Annotated in this window: 21 protein-coding genes; 6 read left to right on the forward strand and 15 right to left on the reverse strand. The window is 60.7% G+C overall.

The features are described 5' to 3' along the window. Positions 1 to 61 precede the first annotated feature (61 nt). The 8 genes from gad to CLV78_RS21190 all read right to left on the reverse strand — a co-directional run bounded on the left by gad (position 62) and on the right by CLV78_RS21190 (position 11,398). On the reverse strand, positions 62 to 1,459 hold the full coding sequence (gene gad, locus CLV78_RS21145) for a glutamate decarboxylase (RefSeq protein ID WP_106207785.1): 1,398 nt from the start codon (positions 1,457 to 1,459) through the stop codon (positions 62 to 64). Positions 1,460 to 2,129: 670 nt separating this feature from the next. Next, the gene (locus CLV78_RS21155) at positions 2,130 to 4,130 is read right to left on the reverse strand and encodes a type IV secretory system conjugative DNA transfer family protein (protein WP_106207787.1); all 2,001 of its coding nucleotides are present in this window, start codon (positions 4,128 to 4,130) and stop codon (positions 2,130 to 2,132) included. An 8-nt stretch (positions 4,131 to 4,138) separates the two neighbouring features. Continuing rightward, a complete protein-coding gene (locus tag CLV78_RS21160; RefSeq protein WP_106207789.1) occupies positions 4,139 to 6,472 on the reverse strand; it encodes a relaxase/mobilization nuclease domain-containing protein in 2,334 nt (777 codons plus the stop codon). Beyond that, a complete protein-coding gene (locus tag CLV78_RS21165; protein ID WP_106207790.1) occupies positions 6,459 to 7,052 on the reverse strand; it encodes a transposase in 594 nt (197 codons plus the stop codon). The genes CLV78_RS21160 and CLV78_RS21165 overlap by 14 nt, the downstream gene beginning before the upstream one ends. A gap of 519 nt (positions 7,053 to 7,571) precedes the next feature. Further along, the gene (locus CLV78_RS21170; RefSeq protein ID WP_007120662.1) at positions 7,572 to 7,778 is read right to left on the reverse strand and encodes a hypothetical protein; all 207 of its coding nucleotides are present in this window, start codon (positions 7,776 to 7,778) and stop codon (positions 7,572 to 7,574) included. Positions 7,779 to 8,316: 538 nt separating this feature from the next. Beyond that, positions 8,317 to 9,246 carry a DUF2493 domain-containing protein gene (locus CLV78_RS21180; RefSeq protein ID WP_106207794.1) on the reverse strand — a complete coding sequence of 310 codons (930 nt, stop codon included), beginning with the start codon at positions 9,244 to 9,246 and terminating at the stop codon, positions 8,317 to 8,319. A 597-nt stretch (positions 9,247 to 9,843) separates the two neighbouring features. Further along, on the reverse strand, positions 9,844 to 10,329 hold the full coding sequence (locus tag CLV78_RS21185; RefSeq protein ID WP_074839959.1) for a PIN domain-containing protein: 486 nt from the start codon (positions 10,327 to 10,329) through the stop codon (positions 9,844 to 9,846). Positions 10,330 to 10,336: 7 nt separating this feature from the next. Continuing rightward, complete coding sequence (locus CLV78_RS21190) at positions 10,337 to 11,398, reverse strand: helix-turn-helix domain-containing protein (RefSeq protein WP_074839957.1); 1,062 nt, start codon at positions 11,396 to 11,398, stop codon at positions 10,337 to 10,339. 181 nt (positions 11,399 to 11,579) lie between these two features. On the opposite strand from CLV78_RS21190, the gene CLV78_RS21195 reads away from it, so the two are divergent. From CLV78_RS21195 to CLV78_RS21215, 5 genes are read left to right on the forward strand one after another with little or no spacing between them, the layout of a single operon-like run. Then, positions 11,580 to 12,485, forward strand: a complete 906-nt coding sequence (locus CLV78_RS21195; protein ID WP_074839955.1) for an AAA family ATPase — start codon at positions 11,580 to 11,582, stop codon at positions 12,483 to 12,485. Continuing rightward, positions 12,485 to 12,955 (forward strand): hypothetical protein, encoded by a 471-nt coding sequence (locus CLV78_RS21200; protein ID WP_106207796.1) that lies wholly within the window; start codon positions 12,485 to 12,487, stop codon positions 12,953 to 12,955. Before CLV78_RS21195 ends, CLV78_RS21200 begins: the two co-directional genes overlap by 1 nt. Beyond that, on the forward strand, positions 12,952 to 13,455 hold the full coding sequence (locus tag CLV78_RS21205) for an HORMA domain containing protein (protein ID WP_106207798.1): 504 nt from the start codon (positions 12,952 to 12,954) through the stop codon (positions 13,453 to 13,455). Before CLV78_RS21200 ends, CLV78_RS21205 begins: the two co-directional genes overlap by 4 nt. Further along, positions 13,452 to 14,351: a CBASS oligonucleotide cyclase gene (locus tag CLV78_RS21210; protein WP_106207800.1), complete on the forward strand. Its 900-nt coding sequence runs from the start codon at positions 13,452 to 13,454 to the stop codon at positions 14,349 to 14,351. The genes CLV78_RS21205 and CLV78_RS21210 overlap by 4 nt, the downstream gene beginning before the upstream one ends. A 12-nt stretch (positions 14,352 to 14,363) precedes the next feature. Then, a complete protein-coding gene (locus CLV78_RS21215) occupies positions 14,364 to 15,086 on the forward strand; it encodes a DUF6602 domain-containing protein (RefSeq protein ID WP_074839947.1) in 723 nt (240 codons plus the stop codon). A 159-nt stretch (positions 15,087 to 15,245) separates the two neighbouring features. Here CLV78_RS21215 and CLV78_RS21220 read toward each other — a convergent pair whose 3' ends face one another. The 7 genes from CLV78_RS21220 to CLV78_RS21245 all read right to left on the reverse strand — a co-directional run bounded on the left by CLV78_RS21220 (position 15,246) and on the right by CLV78_RS21245 (position 23,392). Beyond that, entirely contained in the window at positions 15,246 to 15,974 is a 729-nt protein-coding gene (locus CLV78_RS21220; RefSeq protein ID WP_106207802.1) for a DUF736 family protein, read from the reverse strand. A 124-nt stretch (positions 15,975 to 16,098) separates the two neighbouring features. After that, a complete protein-coding gene (locus CLV78_RS21225) occupies positions 16,099 to 16,401 on the reverse strand; it encodes a hypothetical protein (protein WP_106207804.1) in 303 nt (100 codons plus the stop codon). A 100-nt stretch (positions 16,402 to 16,501) separates the two neighbouring features. Further along, on the reverse strand, positions 16,502 to 16,963 hold the full coding sequence (locus CLV78_RS21230; protein ID WP_106207806.1) for a DUF6915 family protein: 462 nt from the start codon (positions 16,961 to 16,963) through the stop codon (positions 16,502 to 16,504). Between the two features lies 1 nt (position 16,964). After that, on the reverse strand, positions 16,965 to 17,351 hold the full coding sequence (locus CLV78_RS21235; RefSeq protein ID WP_106207807.1) for a DUF6878 family protein: 387 nt from the start codon (positions 17,349 to 17,351) through the stop codon (positions 16,965 to 16,967). Positions 17,352 to 17,472: 121 nt separating this feature from the next. Then, positions 17,473 to 21,735 (reverse strand): strawberry notch family protein, encoded by a 4,263-nt coding sequence (locus CLV78_RS21240; protein WP_106207809.1) that lies wholly within the window; start codon positions 21,733 to 21,735, stop codon positions 17,473 to 17,475. Between the two features lie 269 nt (positions 21,736 to 22,004). After that, positions 22,005 to 22,151: an antitoxin PaaA2 family protein gene (locus CLV78_RS24070; protein WP_153218031.1), complete on the reverse strand. Its 147-nt coding sequence runs from the start codon at positions 22,149 to 22,151 to the stop codon at positions 22,005 to 22,007. A gap of 389 nt (positions 22,152 to 22,540) precedes the next feature. Beyond that, entirely contained in the window at positions 22,541 to 23,392 is an 852-nt protein-coding gene (locus CLV78_RS21245; protein WP_007803328.1) for a cation diffusion facilitator family transporter, read from the reverse strand. A 63-nt stretch (positions 23,393 to 23,455) separates the two neighbouring features. On the opposite strand from CLV78_RS21245, the gene CLV78_RS21250 reads away from it, so the two are divergent. Next, positions 23,456 to 23,806, forward strand: coding sequence for an ArsR/SmtB family transcription factor (locus CLV78_RS21250; protein WP_106207811.1), 351 nt, complete (start codon positions 23,456 to 23,458; stop codon positions 23,804 to 23,806). Positions 23,807 to 23,866 lie beyond the last annotated feature (60 nt).

Here is a 23,866-nt window from a genome sequence, read left to right on the forward strand (position 1 = left end):
ATCACTCCAATGAAGTACAGCAGTTTGCTCATTGCACGTTTCCCATGCTCGGTTCGGAGCCTTAATGGTGGTATGAGGTCGCTTCGTCGGCACCAAGCGGATTGGCGACGGGGTGGCTCCTGAAATGGTCAAGTGCGCGTTCTATGTCTTCAAGCAACAGGCTGATCAGATCACGGCTAACGCCGTGGCGGATCAAGGCACGCTGCACCACAAGGTCTTCGCGATGCGCGGGCATTGAATAGGCAGGCACCTGCCACCCCCTTGCACGCAACTTGTCGGCGAGGTCGTAGAGCGAACAGCCGATGTTGGCATCGTCGTTCAGTGTCCATGCGACGGCGGGAATCCCCTTGGTCCGGTCGCCGTCATAGATGATGCGAAACGGTCCCATCTTGGCCAGTTCCGCCGCGAGAAACTCGGCGGTGTCGTAGCACGCCGACTGGACCTTTGTGTATCCTTCACGACCCAAACGCAGGAAGTTGTAGTATTGCGCAACGATTTGTCCGCCAGGCCGCGAGAAATTCAGCGCGAAGGTCGGCATGTTGCCGCCAAGATAGTTCACATTGAAAATCAGGTCTTCGGGCAGGTCCGCAGCACCGCGCCAGACAATCCAACCAACCCCGAGCGGCGCCAATCCGAACTTGTGACCTGACGCATTGATTGATTTGACGCGTGGAAGGCGGAAATCCCACTCCATCTCAGGTTGACAAAACGGCGCCAGAAACGCGCCGCTCGCCCCGTCAACATGAATGGGGACGTCCAACCCGGTTTCGTCCTGAAGGCGGTCAAGTGCGTCCGAAATGGCCTTCACATCTTCGTATTGACACGTGAACGTCACGCCGAGAGTTGGCACAACGCCAATAGTGTTCTCGTCCACACGCTTTAGAACCTCTTCTGGAGACATCAGGAGACGTCCGTTCTCCATTGGGATCTCGCGCAACTCGACGTCAAAATAGCGCGCAAATTTGTGCCAGCAGATCTGCACCGGACCGCAGATCATATTGGGTTTGTCGACAGGTTTTCCTTGCGCTTCGCGCCTATTTCTCCAAGCAAACTTGAGGGCAAGGCCGCCCAGCATAGCAGCTTCGGACGATCCGGTTGTCGAAGTGCCCATGGTGTTGATGGCATCCGGAGCATTCCAAAGGTCGGCAAGGATGTGCACGCATCTCGCTTCGATTTCCGCCGACTGAGGATACTCATCCTTGTCGATCATATTCTTGTCGATGCACTCGTTCATAAGACGGTGCACCTCGTCGTCCAGCCAAGTCTGGCAAAACGTCGCCAGGTTTTGGCGAGAGTTCCCGTCGAGCATTAATTCGTCATGAACAATAGAATAGGCGTGTTCCCGGTTCTGCTCGTCATCGGGGAGCCGATACTTTGGAACGGCAACTGAAAGGTCGCGCGACGCGTAAATGTCGTCCTCAAGTTCCGATCTGATGTCTTCCCGCGAGTGCAAAGCCATTGTTCTAACCTCCCATAAAACGCATTTATCGATCGACGTAGCGCCTTTTGACCAAAAGGGCAACAACGTGTGGATGTACGTTTGCGTCCGATGAACCCTCTTGCGCACGAAGCACCGCTGCATCAGGCATATTGATTATCTCGACATCCCTCCAACTGTCGAAGTTGGCTGTAAAACGCTGCAAGTTAGAAACCAGACCGAAAGGCGTCGGAGATTTCGGTTCGTTCCGATCCGGTTCAATCAAGCCGCTCTATTCTTTCAGATCCGCCGACTTGCCGGAAAGTAATTCGGAGTTTTACCTAACCTTCGCTCCGCAGAACGAAGTGTGATCCGCCGCGAAATACCCGTCCGCCGCCCGGTTTTTCCCCTGCAACTCGACGATATCTCCGTCGCCTAGCGCTATCATGGTCTGCAGCCAGAGCGACGTGGCCTCGGAGACATGGGCGCCGGAGTTCTCGCCAAAGGAACCCCTGATTTCGTTTGAGCCGTTCTGCACCAGCCGCCCGCGAATTCAGGAGGATGTGTTGGAGTTGAACCGGCTTGGGAACGACTAGCGGAAGGATTTGGCTCGTCGGCAAACCCAAATTCGGTGGGTGAGACGGACATTCGCACCGAACGCGGCGAACGTCCGCACTCCGCCCTCCCTGACAGACAGGCGATGCCTACCACCCTATCGAGCAACCAGTTTTTCACCATCCTCCACTCGCAGCATCGCCTCCATATCGTCCAAGCCATCGACGGCGGAGCGCATCTGCGCCTCATCATCCACGCCCACTGTCTCGGCACCCGCAACCTGGCTCCCAAAATCCATCTCTATCTGGCGCTGCTCTCCGGCAACAACAGCTTGAACGACAGGCGCTGTCTTCTTTGGGGTGATGTGTGTCTGCCCCGATGGTCGTCTGCCAGCGGGTTCGCGCCCCATATCCACATCGGCTTCAGACCCACGGAACTCGTCCGATGGCGGCGTCATCGGCATGGCGCGCATACTCAGCGGCAGCGTGCCCTGCGGCCCACTTCCCCCCGGCTCCGGAAACGGCAACTCGCCAGTCTGCGCCGCGTGGATCGCCTTGAACAGCCGATCGTCGAAGTACTGGATTCGCTTCGCACGGACGGGCATTTGGGCATCGATCACCATGACGATCTCGTCGAGCGGCAGGCGGCGCGCCTCGTCTTCGGGGAGCAAGGAGCTTTCTTCGGTCCGTGTGGATTGGCTACGGCCCTCGAATGGGTTCTTGCCGATGGATTGAGATCGCGTGACGACGGTTTTCGTGGTCTTGCCGACCGCCTTGCTCAGCTCCTCGACGGTCTTCTCATCCGAGGGCGTGAGATAGAGTTTCACGCCCGCGTTACCCTGCAGGGCGCGGCGGGTGTTCTCGCCATAGATTTCATCGAGGGCGGGGATGGTTTGGGTGACCACGGCCAGATGGCCACGATAGGTCCGCAGGGTTTCGATGCTCTCGACCACGATGGGCATCTTGCCCAAACGATTGAACTCGTCGAGCATGATCATCACCGGCCAGGGTTCATCCGGCCCGGGGTCCTTTTCCTGCATGGCCGAGAGGAGATCCGAGAAGAAGAGGCGGATCAGCGGCGCGAGCGGTTTCACCATCAGCGGCTGGACCACGAGATAGACCGAGAAGGGTTTCTTGCGGATCGTCCGGAAATCAAAGTCCGACACCGCCGTCGCCTCGTCGATCGCAGGGTTCTGCCATTGGTCGAGTCCCGAGGTCATCAGGAGCGAAACGTAGGATGTCAGCGTGTCGTTGTTGGTCGAGGCGAGCCGCGTGAAGATCAGCTTGGCGGCCCTGTTGTCGACCTCATGGCCGCGCGCGAAGTATTCCTTCTGCTTGTTCCCGCCCGAGGCGGCGATGCGATAGATCTCGCCCAGGGTCGGACGTTTGCGCTGGAACGCCAAAAGCCCGGCCGCCACAAAGAGATCAATCCCGCCCTTGAGTAGGCCCTGCACCCGGTCATTGTCGCTTTGCAGGAAGAGCGTCGCCAGAAGCTGCAATTCCATTTGCTGGCGCGCGGGGTCTTTCAGTTCAAAGATGCGCAGGAGCGGGTTGTAGCGATGCGTGCGCCTGCCCTCCCAATCGGTGGGGGCAAAGCGATAGACCTTGTCGCCCTGGGCCGCGCGGTGGCGGGCCGTGGCCTCGAAACACTCGCCCTTCACATCGAGTGTCACGGCAGAGCCTTGCCAGGTCAGCAAGTTCGGAATGACAAAGCCCGTGGTCTTGCCGCGGCCCGTGGGCGCCACGATCAGCGCGTGCGGGAAGACTTTCGAGCAAATGTAATTGGCGCGGGAGCCCGGCGGCCCGAGCTTGCCGAGGATGAACCCGGTCCCGGGTGCTCCGAAAAACCCATTGGCCTTCATCTCGCGCGCGGTCTGCCAATGGGTCTGGCCAAAGCGTGTCAGGGCGGACCCCGACAGGGCGAGGCTCAGCATGAGGCCGGCAGCGGCGAAGCTGCCGATGATCAGGTGGATGAGTTGCGCATCCTCCGGGCGGCGATCGAGGATCGCCAGATAGTTCTGCGCGATATAGGCAAAGTCGATCTCGGCCCCGAAGCCGAGATCCTGGTAGGTCAGCACCGCCGAGGCAATGGTATAGCCCATGGCGGCAGTCACCAACGTGACGAGAAGCACACCGGTCGCGATCCGCGTCTTTCCCATGGCGGCGCTCAATGGACCTGACCCCTCTCGGTCTCGCCATCCACGTCCGCGGCGCGGTGTTTTTCATATTCGGTGTCGGCGAGATCATCGACCACCTGACGCAGGGCCTCCGTGTTGGCCGTCGCGGCATCCGATTGCAGATAGACCTTGGCGACATAGAGCCGGTCGAGCCGGTCCTCGAGCACCTTGTCGAGCGCATCGGCATCGCCGGATGTAAGCCGGTCAAGTTGGCGGTCATCCAGCACCCGCGCGATCTCCTCGCGGAAAGCGTCCCGCTCCGCCTCGGTCTCGAAGGGCGCGGACAACTCCCCCGCCCGCTCATGGTCCAGAACACGCGCAATCTCGTCTGCAAGGCGGTCGGCACGGTCAGACTGCGGCGCAGTTTCACCGCGGGCTGCGAGGAGTGCGGCGCGCGTGCCAGACCCAAGCCCGTCGTGCATCTCGGTTTCGCGGCGGACCTGATTGATGGCCTCCGTGTCGCGTATCTCGACGACGGCGGCATAGGTCGCGCCGAGCCCACGGGCGAGGTGGGACGGCATGTCCGGATAGCGCGCGCGCAAGTCATCCGTGACAGCATCCGCAACGGACGTGCGGAGGTCGCGTGCCTCCATGATCCGGTCGACCTCGCGGGTGATCTCGCTGGCGCGGGCCGCATCGGTGATGGTCTCCCTGTAAGGCTCAGACCGGTCGATCACATCGCCAGGGCGTGCGAGCAGCTCCGGGTGTGCGTCGAGATACGCGCGCTGCTCCGCCTCGATCCGGCGCTCTGCCTTTGAGACCACTTCCCACTCCCGGTCCTCGATCTGCTGTGTTGTCAAACCCTCGGCGCGCATCTCCTGACGGATTGTTCCTTCCATCGCCCGCACCGCGCCCTCATGATAATGGAACCGCTCGCTGACCGGTTCCGCTTCCATGATGCCATCCCGGCGCAGCACGTTCTCGCGCTCCAAGAGCGTGCCAAGTTCCACATGCACATCATTGAGTATGTCGCGCGCCTGTTCCAGATCGGCGCGGCGTTCGAGGTTCAGATCGCGCGCCTCGGCCACCTTGGAGAGATCATTGGCGATCCATTGATGCTCGAGCGCGGCGCTCGAGGCCCCGGTCTCGATCCGGGCCACCACTTCCGATGTGCTGATCCCGGTGCCCCGTAGTGCGGTGTCTATGCGCGACCGCAAGTCCGGCTCGGCCAGACGGTCCAGCCGGCTGGTGTCGATGTTCGCCTCGGAATAGATCCCGCCCTCCGAGGGGGCCTCTGACAGCGTGGATGATCGCAAACCAAGTGGCTGCATGTGCTGGACCTGCGTCTGGATCTCGATGAGGCGTTTTTCCAGCACGGGACGTTCCGCGTCAGACTTCTCAGCGATCATGCCCTGCACCCGCGCGAGCTTCTCGGCATAGAGGCTTCTCAGATCCTCGAAACTTTGATCCTCGGCCATATACACATCTCCTGTTCGGTCCACCTGCCCGCCGCGCGCCAGCACTTCGCCCGCGCGGAAGAGGGCTGCGGCAATATCCTCGCGGGCTTCACGCGAAGCCTCCGCGGCAAGCGAGTGATAGACAGTTCTGGTGTTGGCGATCTCCGCCAGCGTCCGCGTCAGGTCCTGCCCCACACGCTCCCGCTCAACAGGCGCGCGGCCCTCTTCTTTCGCAGCGTAGACCTCGCTTGTGCGGGCCGGGTAATGCACAACCCCGCGATCCACCCGCCGCGTGGCTTCCAGGCGCACACCGTACTTCTCGGCCTCCTCGACCATGGCGAGGCGGAAGTCGTCATAGTTGAAGCGATGGTTGCGCCCCAGAAAAAAGAACTCGCCTTCCTGCGAGCGGCGGTTCAGCACCAGATGCGCATGCGGGTGATCGCGGTCCTCATGCACCGCGATGATGTAGTCGAAATGCCCCTCATCGGTCTGGAAGAACCGCTCGGCCACGTCCGTCGCGATGTCGCGCACATCCTCCCCGCGCGTGCCGATGGGGAAGGACATGAGCATGTGTGTGGTCTGGCCCAGCTTGGGCTTGAAGCCCGCATCCCACCGTTTGGCAAAGCGCTCGGTCAGGTCCTTGATGTCACCCGCCTCGAGCTTCGTCTTGCCATCCAGAAACCCACTGCTGTCCACGATATGGGTCGACTTAGTGGTGAGGTAATCGAGCTGGTTTGAGAGCTGCGATTTGGTATGCGTACCCCCGCCCCGGATCGCCTTGAAGACCGCCGGACGGTGCCCGGCCGCCGCGCGCACAAGCTGGCTCTGCTTGGCCACGTGCAGCCCCTGCATCGAGCCCCGGACGCGGCTCCAGCCGTCCCGGAAGACCTCGCCCGTGACGGCGTGGACGGCATCATTCAGCCGCATGGGCAAACTCCCTCAGCGCGGCCGTGGCCTGCAGTTGTATCGCGTCCCGACGGCGGCGCAGAAGCAGATCGATCTCGTCCGCAGAATCCAGGATGAACCGCGCCAACCCGCGCATCTGGGCAAGGCGCAATTCGGTGAACTCGGCACGCGTGCCCCCCGCGGCCCCCTTCCCCATCCGGTTGGCCCGCGTCATCTGCTTGGCGATCTGCGCGACCCCATTGCCGACCTCGTGCAGTGAAGCGCGGTAGCGCGCCATCTCTGCCGCCATCTGCGCGTCCGGGACAAACACGCCACCCGCCGCCTGAATGAGCCGCCGCAACCCCTCGGCCCGGCTCTCGATCCCCGCCTTCGCCAACACCTCGTCGAGCGCCGCCAGCTCCGCAGCCGTGACCTTCACACTGACTGCTGAGACCGGGATCGCAGCATCGGTCTGGCGCTCGGCATCGGCTTTCAAGACGTAGCGCACGGCCCGCGATGTGACCTCGAAACGCTCGGCCAGCTCGGCCGTCGACACACCCTCCGCGGCCTCGCGGACGATCTGCATCTTCTCGATCTCTGTCAGGCGTTTTGTTCGGGACATGCGGAAGAAAGACCCCCTATTTCCTGCCACCTTCCACCAAGGCTGCCCCTACCTTACGATAATATACCTAGCTGTCAATTATATACTTACGTCGCCTTCAGTCTCAGGCAGCCTTGGTGTCCGCTTCACGCCGCGGCCCGCAGGGACGCGGCTCTGCCGCCTTCACCACCGGGCGACCCACCTGTCCTAGGGGTCCCGTCCACCAGCCCCGCCCGAGGGTCTGGCCGAACACGCATGTGTTCGGACGGAACCGCGGGCGGGCGCAAACCCCACCGACAGGGCGGACAGGCAGGGTCAAGGAGGGCCAGATTTGGCTTGCCAAATCTCTGCCGCAAAAACCGAGAGGCCCTGGCCTGCCGGTTTTTGTGGATGGCCCCCTTGAGGCTGACTGGCCGGTCTGTCGCGGCCTGATCATTTCGGGCGGAGTGCGTCCGTTGAACGCGCAGGGACCGGCATCCCTGGAACAGGGATCGGGCCGCCCCAAGATCGTCCTGGGGCGGCCCATCCTCGTCAGAGGATTTAGTCCTGGGGATCTTTCGCGCTCGGTGGGAACATCACCAACTCCGAGACCGCGACCGGGAAGTCGAGCTTGAGGCTGAAGAACTCCGAGCCGTCCCCGTTGCGGGTGTTGCGGAACATCGCGCCGACACGTTGGAAGCGGGTGCGCTCCTGGCCATCGGTATCGGTGAACTTGACGGGGACGGTGGCGACGTAGTGGTTGGTCATTTGGGTTACTCCTTGTTGCGATGGGGATCACCCGGCACGGGGGCAAGAGGCCCGGTCGCAAGCGCAAATGCGGAGGGTCCGCGGCTCCGCCGTGGAAGCCGTATTTGTGCTTGCCGGAGCGCAAGCGCAGGGCACGATTGGGCCGACCCCGTGCGATCCACATCTATGAGCAAAAAGGAGTGATCCGGATGACCCTTGCCATCACGTCGACGCCACCATCCGCGTCTTCGTCCCGCCAAGCCTGGCCGGGGTGCTGACGAAGCCCGCCCGCGTGGGTGCGATGTTCCGAAAGACGCCCCGAGGGACGTGCAGGTCTTCAGCCTCAAGTGCGACATCTCGATCTCTCGCGTCTTGTGTTGCTAAGGATGTGCGTGAGGTGCGCACCATTCCGAGCCCATACCGATGCGGATGGACCGCACTCTGACGGACCGGGTAGAGGGATAACGGTACTGGACGCCGCAGACTGCCGATCACGCGTGACCGATCGCACGCACCATGAGACATGACGAAAGGGCCGCCCGAAGGCGACCCTCTCAATTCACGTCTCGGCAGTTTTCTTCGCCGGGTCCGCAACCCGCATGACCGTCAGACCTTTCGCTTCCGCCTTTTGCCCGAGGTTCAATGCGACCCCGTTGCCACCGAAGAGCACAACCCCAGTCGCCGCGAACTTGTCGTCCAGCATTTCGTCGTTGCACTTGAACGGTGCCGCCCGCCCGTGCGCGGACCAGCGCGGATCGAAGCGCGCCTGTGCTATCCCGCGTGCTCGGGCCCAGCGAGCTGCGATCATCTCGGCTCCATGCTTGCCGCCTTTGTGGCAGATGAAGATGTCCTGATTGCGGTTCTGCTTGATGCGGTCGCGAACCTTGTCGAGCGTGTTGAAGATCACATCGACATCGGTCCAGTCGGTGGCGCCTGAGACGATCAAGGGCACCCCCTCGACTTTCGACTTCTCGGCGGTTTCACGGTCGTGCTGCTCCAGCAGTTGCCGCGCCTCGAAGACCGCCCCGGTCTCTTGCGCCCGGACGCTTGCGCGCGACCCGGCTGCCGGGATGAAGCCGTGGCCCGTCTCGATCTCGTAGCATTCCGCCGCCGCCTCGCTCATCACCTCGATGGCGCCGACGATCTCGCGCAGCTGCACAAAGCGCGCCTGCGCCTCTTCGAGCGCGGTCTCGGCGATCTCCGATCCGTCGTGGGATTTTGCCAGCGCGCCGATCTTGTCGGCGGTGCGGTCGACCTCCTTGCCGAGTGCCACCTTGCGCCGCTGCAGGATCGTGGCGAGCCCATGGGCCAGCGGTTCGATTTCGGCTTCGAGCCCGGTCCCGCGCAGCTGCCCGAGCAAAGCCTCGAAGCTTTCGCGGATGATGCGGTCGGTCAGGACGTGATCTTCCGGGATCGGCAGCTGCGCGTCCTTCTCGGTCAGTCCGAAAAGCTCGATGGTCTCGTAGGTATTTGCGGTGTCGTAAGCCATGTCTGTTCTCCAGTGTTCGGTTGCAAGGCCACCACGTGAGTGTGGGGGCATGGCCGAATGCCTGGTTTCCGAATCTGCCCGGGTCAGGGACGGCGCAGCCGCCGGCTTGCCGGGCGCAAAAGTTTTCCGTGCACAACACCCGAGACACGCGCACCCTCACGGACGGGACTGCCCAATGCCACAAACTCTGCCCTCGCCAAAAAGTTTTGCGATCCTTGACGCGGGCTGATTTGGGGGCCATCCGGAGGATATGCTTCCGCGCTCATGTGTGTGTGTTTTGACGGTAGGTTTGCCCGACCCGAGCAGGCAAACGGCCAGACCGGACGCGGGAGACGGATGAAGCGGCGGGATCGTTTTGGCCTCGGGCCAAAACAGACCAGAGCGCAATCCGGCGGAGCGGCCGGGGAGGGACGTGCTCGCGAGGCGGGCAAACCGGGACGCCAAGCGCAACGCCGCGGTGAGGCCGCATGGCCGAATGCGCGACGGACCGAAGGGCCGTTCTCCCCTGCGACACGCGAAGCCGAGCAGGGGAGGCCGCAAGGCTAAAGCGAAGAAGAGCTTCGCAACATTTTCCTTCCAGCAAGCTGAATAAACAAGCTAGTATCTCGCAAGGCGCCTATTGATTTCCCTAATGGGAAGTCTGCATCTCGGGTGATCACGAACCGCCTCGAGGCCCGACTTGAGGAGGACGGTCGAACAAACCTCGTGACGTTCCATTTCATCGAAGACCCACAGGACGCCGTGCATCGCGATTTCTTGGCGCTCCGCCTCAACCCTGAGTGCTCCGTCTCCGGTAAGGAGAACCCAACCCCTCTCAGCCGCGAGGCAAAATGCAAAGACATCTGGCGTCGATAGCATAGCTTTCGCCCGCTTAAGCTCAGTCGCGCGTGCAGTTTCTTCCGGCGTGAGCTCTTCCACTCTTAGTCCCAGATCGATCAGATCAGGGCCCATCCAGTCGAGAAGTTCCGCTTCATAAAGAATATCTGGAACAACAAAATCATAGGGGAGGTCAAAGAGCCTCGCTGTCAGCGAGGCTCTCTCGATGTCGATCAGGACGGAGGTATCAGAAACAAGAACTTGCACACAGCGACTATGCCATGTGGTCCAAACGTTCTTCCAGTTCTTTTACTCGTATTTCGAGAAGCTCAGCCGCACGAGACAACCCAATCAACCCCTCGGAGAGGGCACGAAAACACAACCTTTGAAAGCGGTCCGGTTCTTCTCGGTCCCAAGGAATGGAATTCGGCTCCTCGAACGGCTCATCCCGCCAACCTCGTTGCTTATAGACCTTGAAAAGGCGCGCAAATGTTGCCTGGTTGATGATCTCCAAATCCTTGCATCGATACGTCAGCGCTTGAATGCTGACGCCAAACCGATCCTTCAGACTAATGAGCTCACCAATGCTTATGTCCGTTCTGCGGGCACCAATCTCCTGCCGTAGCACTTCTGCCGGAACGAGGAACGCACCAGCAAATCGATTTGCGGCGCGTTCTGAATCGCACCCTTCGGCGACCTTAAGAACCATGTGGCCCAGTTCGTGAGCTAAACTGAAGCGCTTCCGTTCAGACCAGGTCTTCTTCTTGATCATGATCACCCGCGCGGAGTGATGCTCTTTTCGACGGACTTTGGCCGCAAGGCCATCGATACGATCAACGTCCAGAGACAACACCTTGATCCCGTGCTCCTCGAGGAGTTCGGCAAGCATTGGAATCGGGTCATGACCAAGCTGCCAAGAGGCACGCATGTTTCGAGCCGCGTCCTCTGCATCACGAACATCGGTCACCCAGTAGGGCGCTTCGTGCGGGGCATCCCACTCCTGGCTCGAAAGATTCAGCAAGCTTTCGACAGCCAGGTACTTTTCAACCATATTGAGCGTCTTGGCTTCGATCGTCGCGATCTCCTTGGCCGACGAGCTGGCTGACTTGCGAAACTCTACGCCCTCCAACTCAAGCTCGTCATCGCTCAGTAGGAAATCCACAGAGACCTCGAGTGCTCGGGCAAGACTCAGCAGCACGCCCGATCCGGGCATGTCTTCATTGCGCTCGTACTTGCCTATGGCTTGAGCGGACACCTTGTTATCCATGGCATCGGAAAGTGCACGGAGCGAAAGGCCAGATGCCGCCCGGGCTCCTTTGAGTCTCTTGCCAATCATAGCGTCCTCCCAGTGGGTGGTTTACATTTCACCCATACGATTGATATTTTGTAAACTACAACGCTTGAAAGCGCGGCTTTTTGTCCCTATTCTGTAACACGAGGCCAAACGGAAGGCAAATTTGTAAACCGCCCAATCGCCCCAAGAGGCGCTAGAGAGGCAAAGAAGCGAGGAAGCAGTCATGAACGCGCCATTTGCGGGCGACTTGCCAAAAGGAATTCAGAAGATCACGGCGCTGCCGGACCCCGGCCTGGCAGAACTTTGGGACTCAATCATCGTCGAAGCCGAGATGAAGGAGCACCTGCTCTCTCAGGCGGTTCTGAATTTCACTATGCGACCAAAGATGAGCCGAGCCGTGTTGCCGCTCCATGGCGTTATCCTCTTAGTTGGCGCGCCAGGGACAGGCAAAACGTCACTTGCAAGAGGCTTGGCCAACCGGACAGCAGCGGCTTTCAAGGGAGGCAACTTCCAACTGGTCGAGGTTGAAGCGCATGGCCTGACGAGTTCCGCAATGGGGAAAACGCAGCGGGCGGTTTCCGACCTCTTCGCGCAGACCCTTTCAGAGCTTGCCAATGCAGGCCCAACGATTGTGCTGCTAGATGAGGTGGAAACACTTGCGGTCGACCGGTCCAGGCTCAGTCTCGATGCCAACCCAGTCGACATTCATCGAGCCACGGACGCCGTTCTGGTTCAGCTTGACCTGCTGGCAGAATCCCACAAAAACCTGCTGTTTGTGGCGACCAGTAACTACCCGGAAGCGGTGGACGATGCCTTCGTTTCCCGATGCGATCTGGTTCTTGAAGTCCCCCTTCCTGCAAAGGAAGCCTGCAAGACCATTTTGCGGGAATGTCTGTTGGGGCTAGGCAGCACGTATCCTGAGGTAGAAGAGCTTACCAGAGACCGTAGCTTCGATACCTGTGCCGGCGAATTCGTCGGCCTTGACGGAAGGGCGATCCGAAAAACCGTTGCAAACGCGCTCGCCTCGAACACTCAGGTGGCCCTGAATCCTGGTTCGTTAACACTGTCGCAGTTGGCAGCAGCCGCGAAATCAGCCCAAACCAACAAAAAAGCAAATCGGGGGAAGTGATGCCGACCGTAACCCGCCGAACATTCCGGAGCTCTCCGCATCGCGACGCCTTCGCGACATGGGCCGCCATCAGCGCCTTGCTCACCCGGACAAATACCGGAGCGCAGCAAGAACTCGGCAGTGTCGCTGGTATTGCAAGCAGCATAATTGCGGACAAAGCCTGCGAAAACTCGCCAATCATTGTCAGCTGTGAGGGACCGCAGACGCGCATTTACTGTCTATACGATGACGATGCGATCGATGGGTCGGACGTGAACGAAGACGTTCTCGGGTTTGACCCGTTAAAAGGTGATTGGTCGATTTCGCTGCCCTGTGAGCCCGATGACCTCGGTTGGGTTCAATCGAGTTTGAAACAGAAAAGTGAGCGCATCACAGCCCGCGACAAAAACGAAACCAAAAAGCAAGATACCGCCAACAATTCGCAGGGTGCTACGCTCGAAATTGATCTTGAGGGGTTGTTGAAACCATGACATCGGTCATCACATATTCCCGCACCCAGTCTGTCACCTATGTGGCTGATAACATCCTCAAGAGCCTCAAAGACATTATCCGTCTGAGTGGCATGGACCCGGCGAATTTCGTGAATGACACGGAAATCAACATGCGCGGCATTAAGGTATGGTTGGAGAGCGAAGACCTCGAGAAGATCACACTGGAGATATACGATCCGGCATCCAATAATTTGATCCTGCGTTGGGACATTGACGTGGCCTACAGTTGGTCTGCTGGAGATGGAAACTTCTGGACGGACACCGATCAACTCCGTTGGGCAATTCGCAAAGCGGGCGTGGCACCGGCAAGCGCCAAGTATGACCTCCTTCTACGTACAAAGCCTGGACGACCTGATGTCCCTGGTTGGTACCGAACCACTGCTCGCTCTACGGACGGTATGGTTCGTCAAAGCCTTGGCTCCACCATCGAACACAATGGTCTGGGAGCGACTGCATCGTATTGGAGGCAGGCATCATGATTTCACTCCCGGACGCATTCAAGAAGTTCAAAAGCCGACTGGAGTTGAACGAGAGTGAGCGGCAGAACGCATCCAAGCGGCAGAAGGAAGTTCGCGAGCACCTGGATAAAGCCTTTCAGATCGACCGTAGCTTTTTGACTGGAAGCTATGCCCGCTGGACCAAGTCCAAACCACTCAAGGATGTCGATATCTTCTTCGTTCTTGGAAAGGACGAGGACCACTATCGAGACAAACACCCTGACAAGATACTGACCGCGTTCTACGATAAGTTGATTGACGTTTATGGAAGCAGCGCCGTCAAGAAACAGGGACGCTCCGTAGGTGTAGATTTCGGTGTTGTTGTCGATTCAGACGACAACACAGACTACCGGGTTGTAAGCGTGGATGCCGTGCCCGCATTCGCAAACGGAGACGACTACGAGATCCCCAACAACACAACCGGGAAGTGGATGGGAACAAATCCCGAAATCCATGCACAGAAGGCTGTTGCGGCCCACCAAGCCTATGGCAATGAGTGGAAAGGCCTAGTGCGCATGGTGAAGTACTGGAACCAAAACGTCCGCCATGGAGAAAAACCTATCAAGCCATCCTTTCTGATCGAGGTCATGGCGATGGAGTGTCTACATGGCGGGTGGGGCGGCTCACACGATCGCGAAATCCAAGCATTCTTCGCTACGTTGCGCGACCGAATTCACGAGGATTGGCCAGATCCGGCCGGGCTCGGGTCTTCTGTCAGCGATCGAATGGACGCGGCGATGGTAACACGCGCCCAGACAATTCTGGATCAAGCGAACCGCGACATCGCTGCCGCAATCCACTTGGCGCGCCAGGGCAAGAACGGGGACGCTCTGAAAGCGTGGCGCTCTTTCTTCGGGCCAAAATTCCCGCTGTCTTAGAAGGAAAAACCAATGGCTGAGTGGTCTCTATCACTGCTTCTATCGTCGTTGCACGAGGATATTCAGCATCGGCTGTCGACAGCGCGGAAGTCCTTCAAGCATCCGGGTACAAAAGGCGATGCAAGCGAAGCCATTTGGATTGATTTGCTCGCCCAGTACCTGCCCGAAAGATATCAGGTTGCGAGCGCGCACGTCGTCGATAGCACTGGGAATTTCAGCGACCAGATTGATGCTGTCGTTTTTGACCGCCAGTACTCGCCTTTTATTTTCACGTACGAGAAGCAACTCATTGTCCCGGCTGAGAGTGTTTATGCCGTTTTCGAGGCCAAGCAGACGGCAGACGCAAATCTTGTCAAATATGCTCAAGACAAGGTCGCATCAGTCAGAAGCTTGCATCGGACCAGTCTACCGATCCCACACGCTGGTGGGGTCTATCCACCAAAACAACTCATTCCTATTATTGGTGGTCTTCTGACCTTCGAGAGCGAGTGGAAGCCTCCTTTGGGAGCATCTTTCGAGAAGGTACTCAACGAAGGCGCTGGCGATAGACGGTTGGACATCGGGTGTGTAGCGTCCCACGGGCATTTCCTGTTCGACCAAGAGGGCGAATATGACCTTGTCGAGGGGTCGAAACCGGCAACAGCCTTCTTGTTTGCGCTGATCTCACGCCTCCAGTTCAGCGGCACCGTACCAATGATTGATATCGATGCCTATGGAGATTGGCTGACCAAATAGTAGCCGTAGAGTTAATATTTATTTTGGCATGCCTTCCAACGCCACAAAAACCCTGCCTAACGGGTAGAGCAATCATATACCCAAACAAACACGCCAAAAGGGGAACCGTGATCCCACGGTTCCCCTTTGTGTTCAGATCGTCCTCCCCTCGCGCGCCAATTAGGCGACCAGCGAGAGCCCCGCGCCGGCGTCCTGCGGCTGATCACCGCTGTCGATGAACGGGATGATCGAGAAGGTCTGCCCGCCGCGCTGTTCTTCGTTCTGCACGGCGTTGACGCGCAGGTCGCCATCGGGCGTGTTGATCAGCAGCGACAGGTAGTCATTGCCCGTGCGGCTGCTTTTCGCCATCCACGCCGAACCGACGCGGATCGGCGTGCCCCGGGGCGAGCTGACCTCGATCCGGTAATCCGGGTGGGTCTCCTCGGATTTGTAGCTGTTCTCGATCAACATGAACTCCAGATCGAACATCATGTTGGCGATATAACCGGTGAAGGCGTTGTCAGCGTCCATGGCGGTCAGCTCACCCGAGATCGAGCCGGATTTCATCAGGCCGTTCGAGACCAGCGGGATGATCTCGAATTCGCCGCTTTGGGTCGCGCGCGCTTCTTTCGTCTGCACCGCGTTGACCCGGAAGGGGCCCAAGCCGACATCGATCTGCATCGAGATGTAGGGGTTGCCGCTGGTATTGCCGGTCTCGTTCCAGGCCGTGCCGATGCGCACCTTGCGGCCTGATTTGTTGACTGCCGTCACGTCAAAATCCGGGCTGCGTTCGGACATCTTGGCCCGCGCCTCCAACTGGATGGCGATGTCAAAGCGCGTCGAGTGGATCATGCCGGTGTACTGAGCGGCTGCGGTCTCGACATTGCGGGTGAGGGTTCCTGCGAACATGGGATGGTTCCTTTTGGATTAGCCGGTGCCTGACGTTCTTGCCAACGCATCCGGGATTGCTTTCTCGACCCCTCTTGGGATCACAAATCAGAAAGCTCGCTTTCCTTTCAGCCCTGCCCACGGGTCAGAGCTGCCGTCCGAGTGGGAATGCCCCCGCGCCTCCGGGTGCCACGCACCTCCCCTGCCCGTCTGGTCTTGATTGGCTGCCCGGATTTTCCGCGCAGTCCTCCGATCGCGCGATGAAGAACTCCGCCTCTTTTCCGTTCAACCCGTGCCCGCCCCGGTCGGTCAGACCGATGCAGCTACCGTTCGGCACATAGGTGATGAGGTACTGACCAAGCCGGTCCTTGTGGACAACGTAGCCGGTATTGGCCCAATGCACGGTCTGGCCGGCATCGACGGCGGCCTTGATTTCATCGAGTGTCATGCGAACCTCCTTACGAAGAATGGTGGGGAAACGACGCAAGAAACCCGGTCGTCCAACCGGGCTTCCATGCAGCATTTGTTCGGCAAACGGCCGAGTGCTGTCAGGCACCTTGCGTGGCTTGCGTCGCGTGCGCCGCCATCCAATCCTTCAGGCCAAGAACCGTTCTTCCGGCGGCGACCTCGGAGGCCCAGGCAACCCTTGGGTCGCCGGAGGGCTCGGAGCCGACATGCCGGTTGATATGGCCATTGGCCATCCATGGCTCGGGTTGAATCCGTCGCAGCCAGTCCGCCATGCTCGGGATGCGGCCCTGACAGTCTTCGCGGACATGCTGCTCGCCGATCCAGCGCACGGGAATGTCCCGACCTGCGCTATTGGTCAGGGTCAAGCCGAAGACACGTTCGGCCTCAAAAAGGCCTTGAGCGTGGTGGCGCATGGCTCGGTGCGTGAAGAGCGCGAGATGCTCTTTCGAGGCGTCAAACCAATCGTGCACAGACTGATAGTCAGATGGCACCCCGCCGAATTTCCGGGCAGAGCTTTCGGCATGATGAAGCGGATGCGCCATATCAAAGCCCCTCGTCATAGCTGTGCGCGCATTCGACATAGCGGTCCGCGTGATCTAGCGTGATGCTGTCGGCTGCGATGTCCCAGGTCAGCGTGCCATAGCCGCCCTCATTGTTCTCGAACCCCGGGTGATGGTGATAGGCGAGCGACCAGGCAAAATCGCCAACTTCTGTGACAAGCGCCTCCGGCAGTTTGACCTCCGCAGGCTGCACAGTCACATTCTCAACATTGCCGGAGTCGCCATAACCTTCGTATTCGGCAGTGACCTCGCTGATGCCAAGCGCGCGCAATTGCGCGATCAGCTCCGCTCGGGATGCCTTCAAGGTGGTTTCGCGCTCTGCACGCCACTGAGCCGCCAGTGCGGCATAATCGATCTGGGGATTGGTCATGGGCCTGTCCTCTTGTCTGGAGTTGGGGGGCCGGGCTTGGCATTGGTCTGCCAGCGCCCGGAAAGCGCAGACCGGTCAAATCCCGATCCACGCCGCCCGACCCAAAGCCCTCTTTCACTTTTCAGGCGGCTTGTTCTGCAGCTCTAGCGGCTCCCTGCCCAACGATCCGGGCCAGAATGCTTCCCGCGTCGATCCCGTCCCCATGCGGCAGGAACACCCGCAACTGGAAGGCGATGATCTCGGTGAAGCAGCCGAGGGCCTTGAGGCCGTCCATCATGCCCTTGTCGGCGCCGCCCAACTCAAGGCGCATCTCGCCTGCGACCCGGCGACGGGTCAGGGTCAGACCCCGGCCCAGATCGACCGGCGCCGTGGTGCCAAGGGCCACGTTCAAAATCTCCTGCGGTGTTTGCGGATTGGAGACGAGGAAGCGGGCGCGCAGCGCGGCCGCCCCTTCTTCGCTCAGCGTGCGCCCGATCATGGCGGTCGCCCCATCGGGCGTGACCCTGTAGATGCGTTCATTCGTGGTCGGAATATCCTTCCAGATCGGCAGCAGCAGCCCGGTCAGCAGGTAGAGCTTGGTCGTGGTGGTTTTTGGCAGGGACGCAGCCTCGGCATCCCAAATTCCTGCAAACTCGGGCCTTCCGATGTCTTCCCAGGCCGAGGACTCGAAGCGCGTCTCTTCGAGGTAGCTGGAGCCATTGGGCCGCACCGCCTTGCGCATCAGCGTTACAATGTCCTCGTCATACATCTGCATGGGGCGCGCCGAGATGAGCGCCGCGCGGCCGGAGGCGCGATTAACCATCGGCAGCTTATCCGGATTGCGCGATATGGCCTCTTCGGCCCCAAGAACGTGGACCGGGTCGGTGACCTCCAGCCCGATGATCCGCGTCACGGCGCCGGATTTCGGGCAGGTCCAGAGATCCTCGGTGGAGACCTGCTCGATCTTTTCGCCGCGCAGGGTTTCGACGCCGAGATCGAGCGTGCCCGCCGCCCGCGCGCGTTCGGTCTGATCAGCGATCCGGCGCATGAACTCGCCAAAGAGCGCGTTCTGCATGTGGATGGGCAGGGCAAGCACCCGATTCAGAAACCGCTGGATCGGGGGAAGCTCCTCGAGAAGCACCCCGTCCTTGTCGATCAGCCGCAGGGCTGTCCAGTCGGTGAAACTCTCGTAGCTCATCGCCTCGGCGCGCCCGGCGGCAAGATCGGCGAAATACCCGCGCAGCGCCGCCCGCGCGATCGGGCTTTCGAGATTGTCCTCCTCGCGGAACATGCCCTGCGAGCCGGTTTCGCGCTGGCCCTTGGTCAGGGCCCCCAGCTGGTCGAGGCGCTTGGCAATCGTCGAGGTGAAGCGCTTCTCGCCATGCACGTCCGAAGTGCAGACCCGAAAGAACGGTGCGCTGACCTGGGCCGAGCGATGCGTGCGGCCCAGCCCCTGGATGGCCGCATCGGCGCGCCAACCGGGCTCCAGCAGGTAGTGCCGCCGCCGTTTCTGGTTCTTCGCGGTTTGCGCCGCATGGTAGGATCGGCCCGTGCCGCCTGCATCGGAGAAGATCAGGATATTCTTCTCACCATCCATGAAGGCTTGGGTCTCGGAGGAATTGCTGCTGGGGCTGCGCTTTTCGATGAAGAGATGACCATCCGCGGCCTTGAGGGGCCGGATGGACCGCCCCGTGACCTCGGCGACAGCCTCGTCGCCAAAGGCCCAGAGGATCTGATCGAGCGCCGAGGGGATCGGAGCGAGCGTCATCAACTCCATCATGGCCGCATCGCGCAGGGCGAGCGCCTCCCGCGAGACCACCAGCGCACCGGTCTCGTCCCTGAGCGGCTCGGCCACCATGTTGCCGTCGATTTCCACGAGCTTTTGCGCATGGGTCGGGAAGGCCTGTTCGAGGTAGCCCAGAACATAGTCGCGCGGCGTCAAGGCACCCTCGACGAGCTCGTCTTCCAGGTCCATCGTTTCAAGCCGGCGTTTCAGCAGGCTCTCGCCTGTCGAAACCACCTGGATGACGCAGGCGTTGCCCGCCGCGAGGTCATCCTCGATGGCGCCGATGATGGTCGGGGCTTTCATGCCCATCAGGAGATGGTTGAAGAAGCGCTGCTTGGTGCTTTCAAACCGGGACTTGGCCGAGGCGCGTGCGGCCGAGGCATTGGTCTCCCCCGAGGCATCGTTGACACCGGTTGCCGTCAGTGCCGCCTCGAGATTGTGGTGAATCGTCCGAAATGCGCCCGCATAGGCGTCGTAGATCTCGATCTGCGCCGGGGTCAGCGCGTGTTCTAGAACATCATATTCCACCCCATCGAAGCTGAGGGCACGGGCCGTGTAGAGGCCGAGCGTCTTGAGATCGCGCGCGACCACCTCCATGGCGGCGACACCGCCGGCTTCCATCGCAGAAACGAAGCTCTCGCGGCTTGGGAAGGGGTATTCGGGACCCTGCCCCCAGAGCCCCAGCCGCGCGGCATAGGCGAGGTTGTGCACGCTCGTGGCACCCGTGGCCGAGATGTAAAAGACGCGAGCCCGGGGTGCCGCCAGTTGCAGCCGCAGGCCAGCAAGGCCCTGCTGGGAGGGTTTGCCCCCCCTGCCCTGCTCGGACCCGGCCGCGTTCTGCATGGCATGGGCTTCGTCGAAAGCCAGAACACCATCGAACCCCGCGCCCATCCAGTCGAGGACCTGGCTCAGCCGCGAGGTGCCGCATTTGCCCGCCGAACGCAGCGTGGCGTAGGTGACGAATAGGATGCCGTCGCCCATGGGGATGGGCTGATCCGGTTTCCATTTCGAGAGCGGCTGGATGTCGGCGGGCGAGCCACCGAGATCAGTCCAGTCGCGGATCGCGTCCTCGATGAGCGTGGCGGATTTGGAGACCCAGACGGCCTTACGGCGTCCGGCGAGCCATCCCGCGAGGATCAGCCCCGCACATTCGCGCCCCTTGCCGCACCCGGTGCCGTCGCCGAGGAAATAGCCGAGGCGATAGGCCCGTGCATCCGGGTTATCATCGGCGCGCGTCAGCTTGGTCTGGTCGTCATCGATGGTAAACCGACCGGGCAGATCACGCCCATGGGCATCATGCGCCATGATGATGGTCTCGAGCTGCGCCTCGGAGAGATGTCCCTCCTCGATGAGCTTGGCGGGCAGACGCAATTCTGAACTGGCCGCGCCAGAGGGCATGGGCGGCGCGACAGAGGCCATGGCGATACTTTCGACAAGCGGCGTTGGATGCTCCTGCGCACCCGGGATCTCGATCCGCTGCGGACGGTAGCGCGCATAGATGTCCGAGACGGGCGTGTTGTCGCGCGGAGCCTCAAGACTTGTGAAGCTTAGCGGGATGGCAGCATTGGCGCGGGGTTTGGAGGCGGCGACTGTGGCAACTGGGCGCTTGCGCGTGACAGGTACTGGACCGACCGATCGCGCATGAGGGTTTGTCGCCGCCCGTTGGGCGGGGCGCTTCTCAGGCCGGCTTGCGGCCACGGCGTCGACAAAGGGAAGGGCTTCCTCCAGATCCTGAACCCTGGCGCGGATCATCTCGCCGTCGTCCTGCACCTTGTTGAAGACCATGAGCTGGGTTTCGACAGAGGTGCCGAGCTTGCGGTAGACCTGCCCCGGCATCGTCAACGCCAGTCGCGGCGTCAGGAGGCCGCAGGCGCGGGACCAATGCGCGGCATCGCGTTCGGGTGTGAATCCCGGCGGCATGATCGCCACCAGCCGCCCGCCGGGTGCCAGACGCTTTGCAGCCGCAATGAGATGCTTGGCGGCGATGTGCTTGTCCCGGGAGCAGTCGACCGAGGAGGCGAAGGGCGGATTCATCACCACGACGTCGGGTAGAACCGGCGTCTGCAGCAGATCATCGATATGCTCGCCGTCATGGCCTGTGACCTCGCCGCCGAAAACCGCGCGCAGGAGGCGCTGGCGAAAGGGGTCGATCTCGTTGAGCAGAAGCGTGGCACCGGCCCGGGCGGCGAAAGCAGCCAGGGCACCGGTGCCAGCCGAGGGCTCCAGCACGGTCTCGCCCTTGCGGATCGCTGCGGCCCGCACCGCCATGGTCGCGAATGCCAGCGGTGTGGAAAACTGCTGCAGCCGGATCTGCTGCTCGGAGCGGCGGGTTTCCGTCAGGAGCCGTGAGGCAAGCAGCCTTGCCGCGGCGATGTCACCTGCCGCGCCGTCGCCGCGCAGCAGCATTTGGACGGCAGCGGCCTGCATCAGGTCATAGGCCATGCGCCAGTCCCAGGCACCCCCGGCATCGCTGCCATGAAACGTCTCGCGCATGATGCGCGCCAGCGCTGAACTGCGCAGGGGTTGGTGGTGGATCTCTCTGCCGATAAGCGCTAGCGCAGAGGCGAGATCGGCTTCGGAGATTGCGAGAGCCGGGTTGGCCGTTCTGGGTTTGGACATGGGGATTTTCCTTTGGATCAGGGTCTGAGTTCCAAAGGACAAAAAGCCCGCTCTACACTTTTTGGGGTTTCCGCCGAAAGCTATGACGGAGGTTGGGCAACGAGAGTGAGTGCAGAATTTCAGATCACGAGCGCGACCCGCCCTTGTCGGAATCAAAGGCTAAGTCACGCAGCCGATCGGCAAACAATTTTTTGACAGAAGAAGCGGCGGCAACCCACCAAAACACCCCGAAACGCACGAAGGTACCAGGTAAGAACAGAACGCACTGTTCAAGACTGTTGGCGGCGCTTCTCATCAATCACCGCCTGCACAAGGTTCATCACGTTGGAATGCGGTGTCGCGGCCTGCTGGTCATTCAGTGCCTCCTTCACCTTGGACCGAAACCAGGCATCATGGGACGTCATCTCACCGGTCACGGCGATGGTCCTCGAGGCGCCTATCCAGAAGCTCGCCTAGGTCTCTCGGCATAGCTGCAACGCTCAGAGCGACCCGAGATCGGCGGTAGGGAGAATGGACCTTGGACAGATTGACTTTGTCGCAAGCCTGTTTGCGGTCTGAAGGCTGTTTCAACTCGGATTCCCCGTTCACGCGATGATCGAACGTTACAGCAAAACTTCCCGGACGATAAGACTCTTGAGATCTCTACATTATGGGGATGACCAAAACATCTGCGCACAGACGCCCCTTCACACCATTGCCGACGTTGGGGCGGGATGCCGCGAAGGTCTCAAACGAGCCCAGACTCACCGATGCTGCGGGGCGCGCGAATGTCGGCTTTCGTCCGGCGCGTCGCACCATGATGGAGTTAGTCAGCTTCCACCAAGTCACTCCGGGCATCGCGGATGATCATCCACGACGAATGCAGGAAAAGCCCCGCGATCGCGAACGCGACGATCAGGTCGGGCCATGCACTGCCAAGCCACGCGACCAGCCCGGCGGCGATGACCACGGCGAGGTTGCCGATGGCGTCGTTGCGAGAGAACAGCCAGACGGCTCGCATATTGGCATCACCCTTGCGGTGCTTTAGCAGCGGCAGCACCGCGAGGATGTTTACGATCAGCGCACCTACCGCGAAGGCTCCCATCAACCCGGCTTCTGGCGTGGTCTGGTTGAGGACACGCCAGAGCGTGCTGCCGACAACGCCAAGGCCCAGAAGGCCCAGAAACACGCCTTGGATCATCGCCGACCGCGCCCGCCATGTCAGGCTCCAGCCGATGGCGAGCAGGCCCAGAAACGTGATCGCACCATCGCCCAGAAAATCGAGCGCGTCTGCCTTCAGCGCCTGCGAACCGGACAGGAACCCGCCGAACATTTCGACCACGCCGTATCCGAGATTGAGCGCGACCACGATCCAGAGCGCGCGGCGATAGCTCGGGTCCTTGTAGGCCGGATCGGACGATGTATCGCCGTCCTCGATCTTCTCGAAACCGTAGCCGGTCGCGTCGAGCGCGGGCCGCACTTTCGGCAGATCGCCGTCCGCGATCCGCAATGTCATGATGTGGGTGGCGGCGGACACTTTCACGTCGCCTTCGGCCACGCCCGCAGACCGGGCCGCGCGCTCGATCTCGGCGGCATCTTTCGCGCAGTCCATGCCTTGCACCCGCATTCGGATCGGGGAGGAGGCTGTCGCCAACTTGCTGTTATCGGGCTGGCTCATGTGCGATCCTTTTTGTGGTGGCGGGCGAAAAGGTACGCTGCTAACGTATCAGTGGATAATGATATGACAGCGCAAAACATTCAAGACGATCTTTCGGCACCCGATACACTGGAACTGCGGGCAAAGCTCTTCCGGGGCCTAAGCGATCCCAGCCGTCTGATGATCCTCGATGCGCTGGTGTCGGACGAACGCAACGTGCAGGAAATCGTCGGGCATACGGGTTTGGGTCAGCCCAACGTCTCGAACCATCTGCGCTGTCTGCTGGAATGCGGGCTGGTCAGTCGCCGCAGCAAAGGCCGCTTCGTTCGGTATCGTCTGGCGGACAGGCGGGTCGCCGATCTCATCCGTGATGCAGATCAGCTACTTGCCTCGACAGCCAACGGAGTTGATGCCTGCCAAAGCTATACGGACTAACCGGCGCGACCTGCTGCAATGTCCTATCGGTGCGCCAAACCTGAAGCAGCCATCTGCGCA

Origin of the sequence: Aliiruegeria haliotis (assembly GCF_003003255.1) — a bacterium.
Lineage (GTDB): Bacteria > Pseudomonadota > Alphaproteobacteria > Rhodobacterales > Rhodobacteraceae > Tropicimonas > Tropicimonas haliotis.

Bases quoted from the DNA above. Each gene is read 5' to 3' on its own strand.
- gad (WP_106207785.1), bottom strand. From the start codon at position 1,459: ATGGCTTTGCACTCGCGGGAAGACATCAGATCGGAACTTGAGGACGAC.
- CLV78_RS21155 (WP_106207787.1), bottom strand. From the start codon at position 4,130: ATGGGAAAGACGCGGATCGCGACCGGTGTGCTTCTCGTCACGTTGGTG.
- CLV78_RS21160 (WP_106207789.1), bottom strand. From the start codon at position 6,472: ATGCGGCTGAATGATGCCGTCCACGCCGTCACGGGCGAGGTCTTCCGG.
- CLV78_RS21165 (WP_106207790.1), bottom strand. From the start codon at position 7,052: ATGTCCCGAACAAAACGCCTGACAGAGATCGAGAAGATGCAGATCGTC.
- CLV78_RS21170 (WP_007120662.1), bottom strand. From the start codon at position 7,778: ATGACCAACCACTACGTCGCCACCGTCCCCGTCAAGTTCACCGATACC.
- CLV78_RS21180 (WP_106207794.1), bottom strand. From the start codon at position 9,246: ATGGCTTACGACACCGCAAATACCTACGAGACCATCGAGCTTTTCGGA.
- CLV78_RS21190 (WP_074839957.1), bottom strand. From the start codon at position 11,398: ATGATTGGCAAGAGACTCAAAGGAGCCCGGGCGGCATCTGGCCTTTCG.
- CLV78_RS21195 (WP_074839955.1), top strand. From the start codon at position 11,580: ATGAACGCGCCATTTGCGGGCGACTTGCCAAAAGGAATTCAGAAGATC.
- CLV78_RS21200 (WP_106207796.1), top strand. From the start codon at position 12,485: ATGCCGACCGTAACCCGCCGAACATTCCGGAGCTCTCCGCATCGCGAC.
- CLV78_RS21205 (WP_106207798.1), top strand. From the start codon at position 12,952: ATGACATCGGTCATCACATATTCCCGCACCCAGTCTGTCACCTATGTG.
- CLV78_RS21210 (WP_106207800.1), top strand. From the start codon at position 13,452: ATGATTTCACTCCCGGACGCATTCAAGAAGTTCAAAAGCCGACTGGAG.
- CLV78_RS21215 (WP_074839947.1), top strand. From the start codon at position 14,364: ATGGCTGAGTGGTCTCTATCACTGCTTCTATCGTCGTTGCACGAGGAT.
- CLV78_RS21220 (WP_106207802.1), bottom strand. From the start codon at position 15,974: ATGTTCGCAGGAACCCTCACCCGCAATGTCGAGACCGCAGCCGCTCAG.
- CLV78_RS21225 (WP_106207804.1), bottom strand. From the start codon at position 16,401: ATGACACTCGATGAAATCAAGGCCGCCGTCGATGCCGGCCAGACCGTG.
- CLV78_RS21230 (WP_106207806.1), bottom strand. From the start codon at position 16,963: ATGGCGCATCCGCTTCATCATGCCGAAAGCTCTGCCCGGAAATTCGGC.
- CLV78_RS21235 (WP_106207807.1), bottom strand. From the start codon at position 17,351: ATGACCAATCCCCAGATCGATTATGCCGCACTGGCGGCTCAGTGGCGT.
- CLV78_RS21240 (WP_106207809.1), bottom strand. From the start codon at position 21,735: ATGTCCAAACCCAGAACGGCCAACCCGGCTCTCGCAATCTCCGAAGCC.
- CLV78_RS21245 (WP_007803328.1), bottom strand. From the start codon at position 23,392: ATGAGCCAGCCCGATAACAGCAAGTTGGCGACAGCCTCCTCCCCGATC.
- CLV78_RS21250 (WP_106207811.1), top strand. From the start codon at position 23,456: ATGACAGCGCAAAACATTCAAGACGATCTTTCGGCACCCGATACACTG.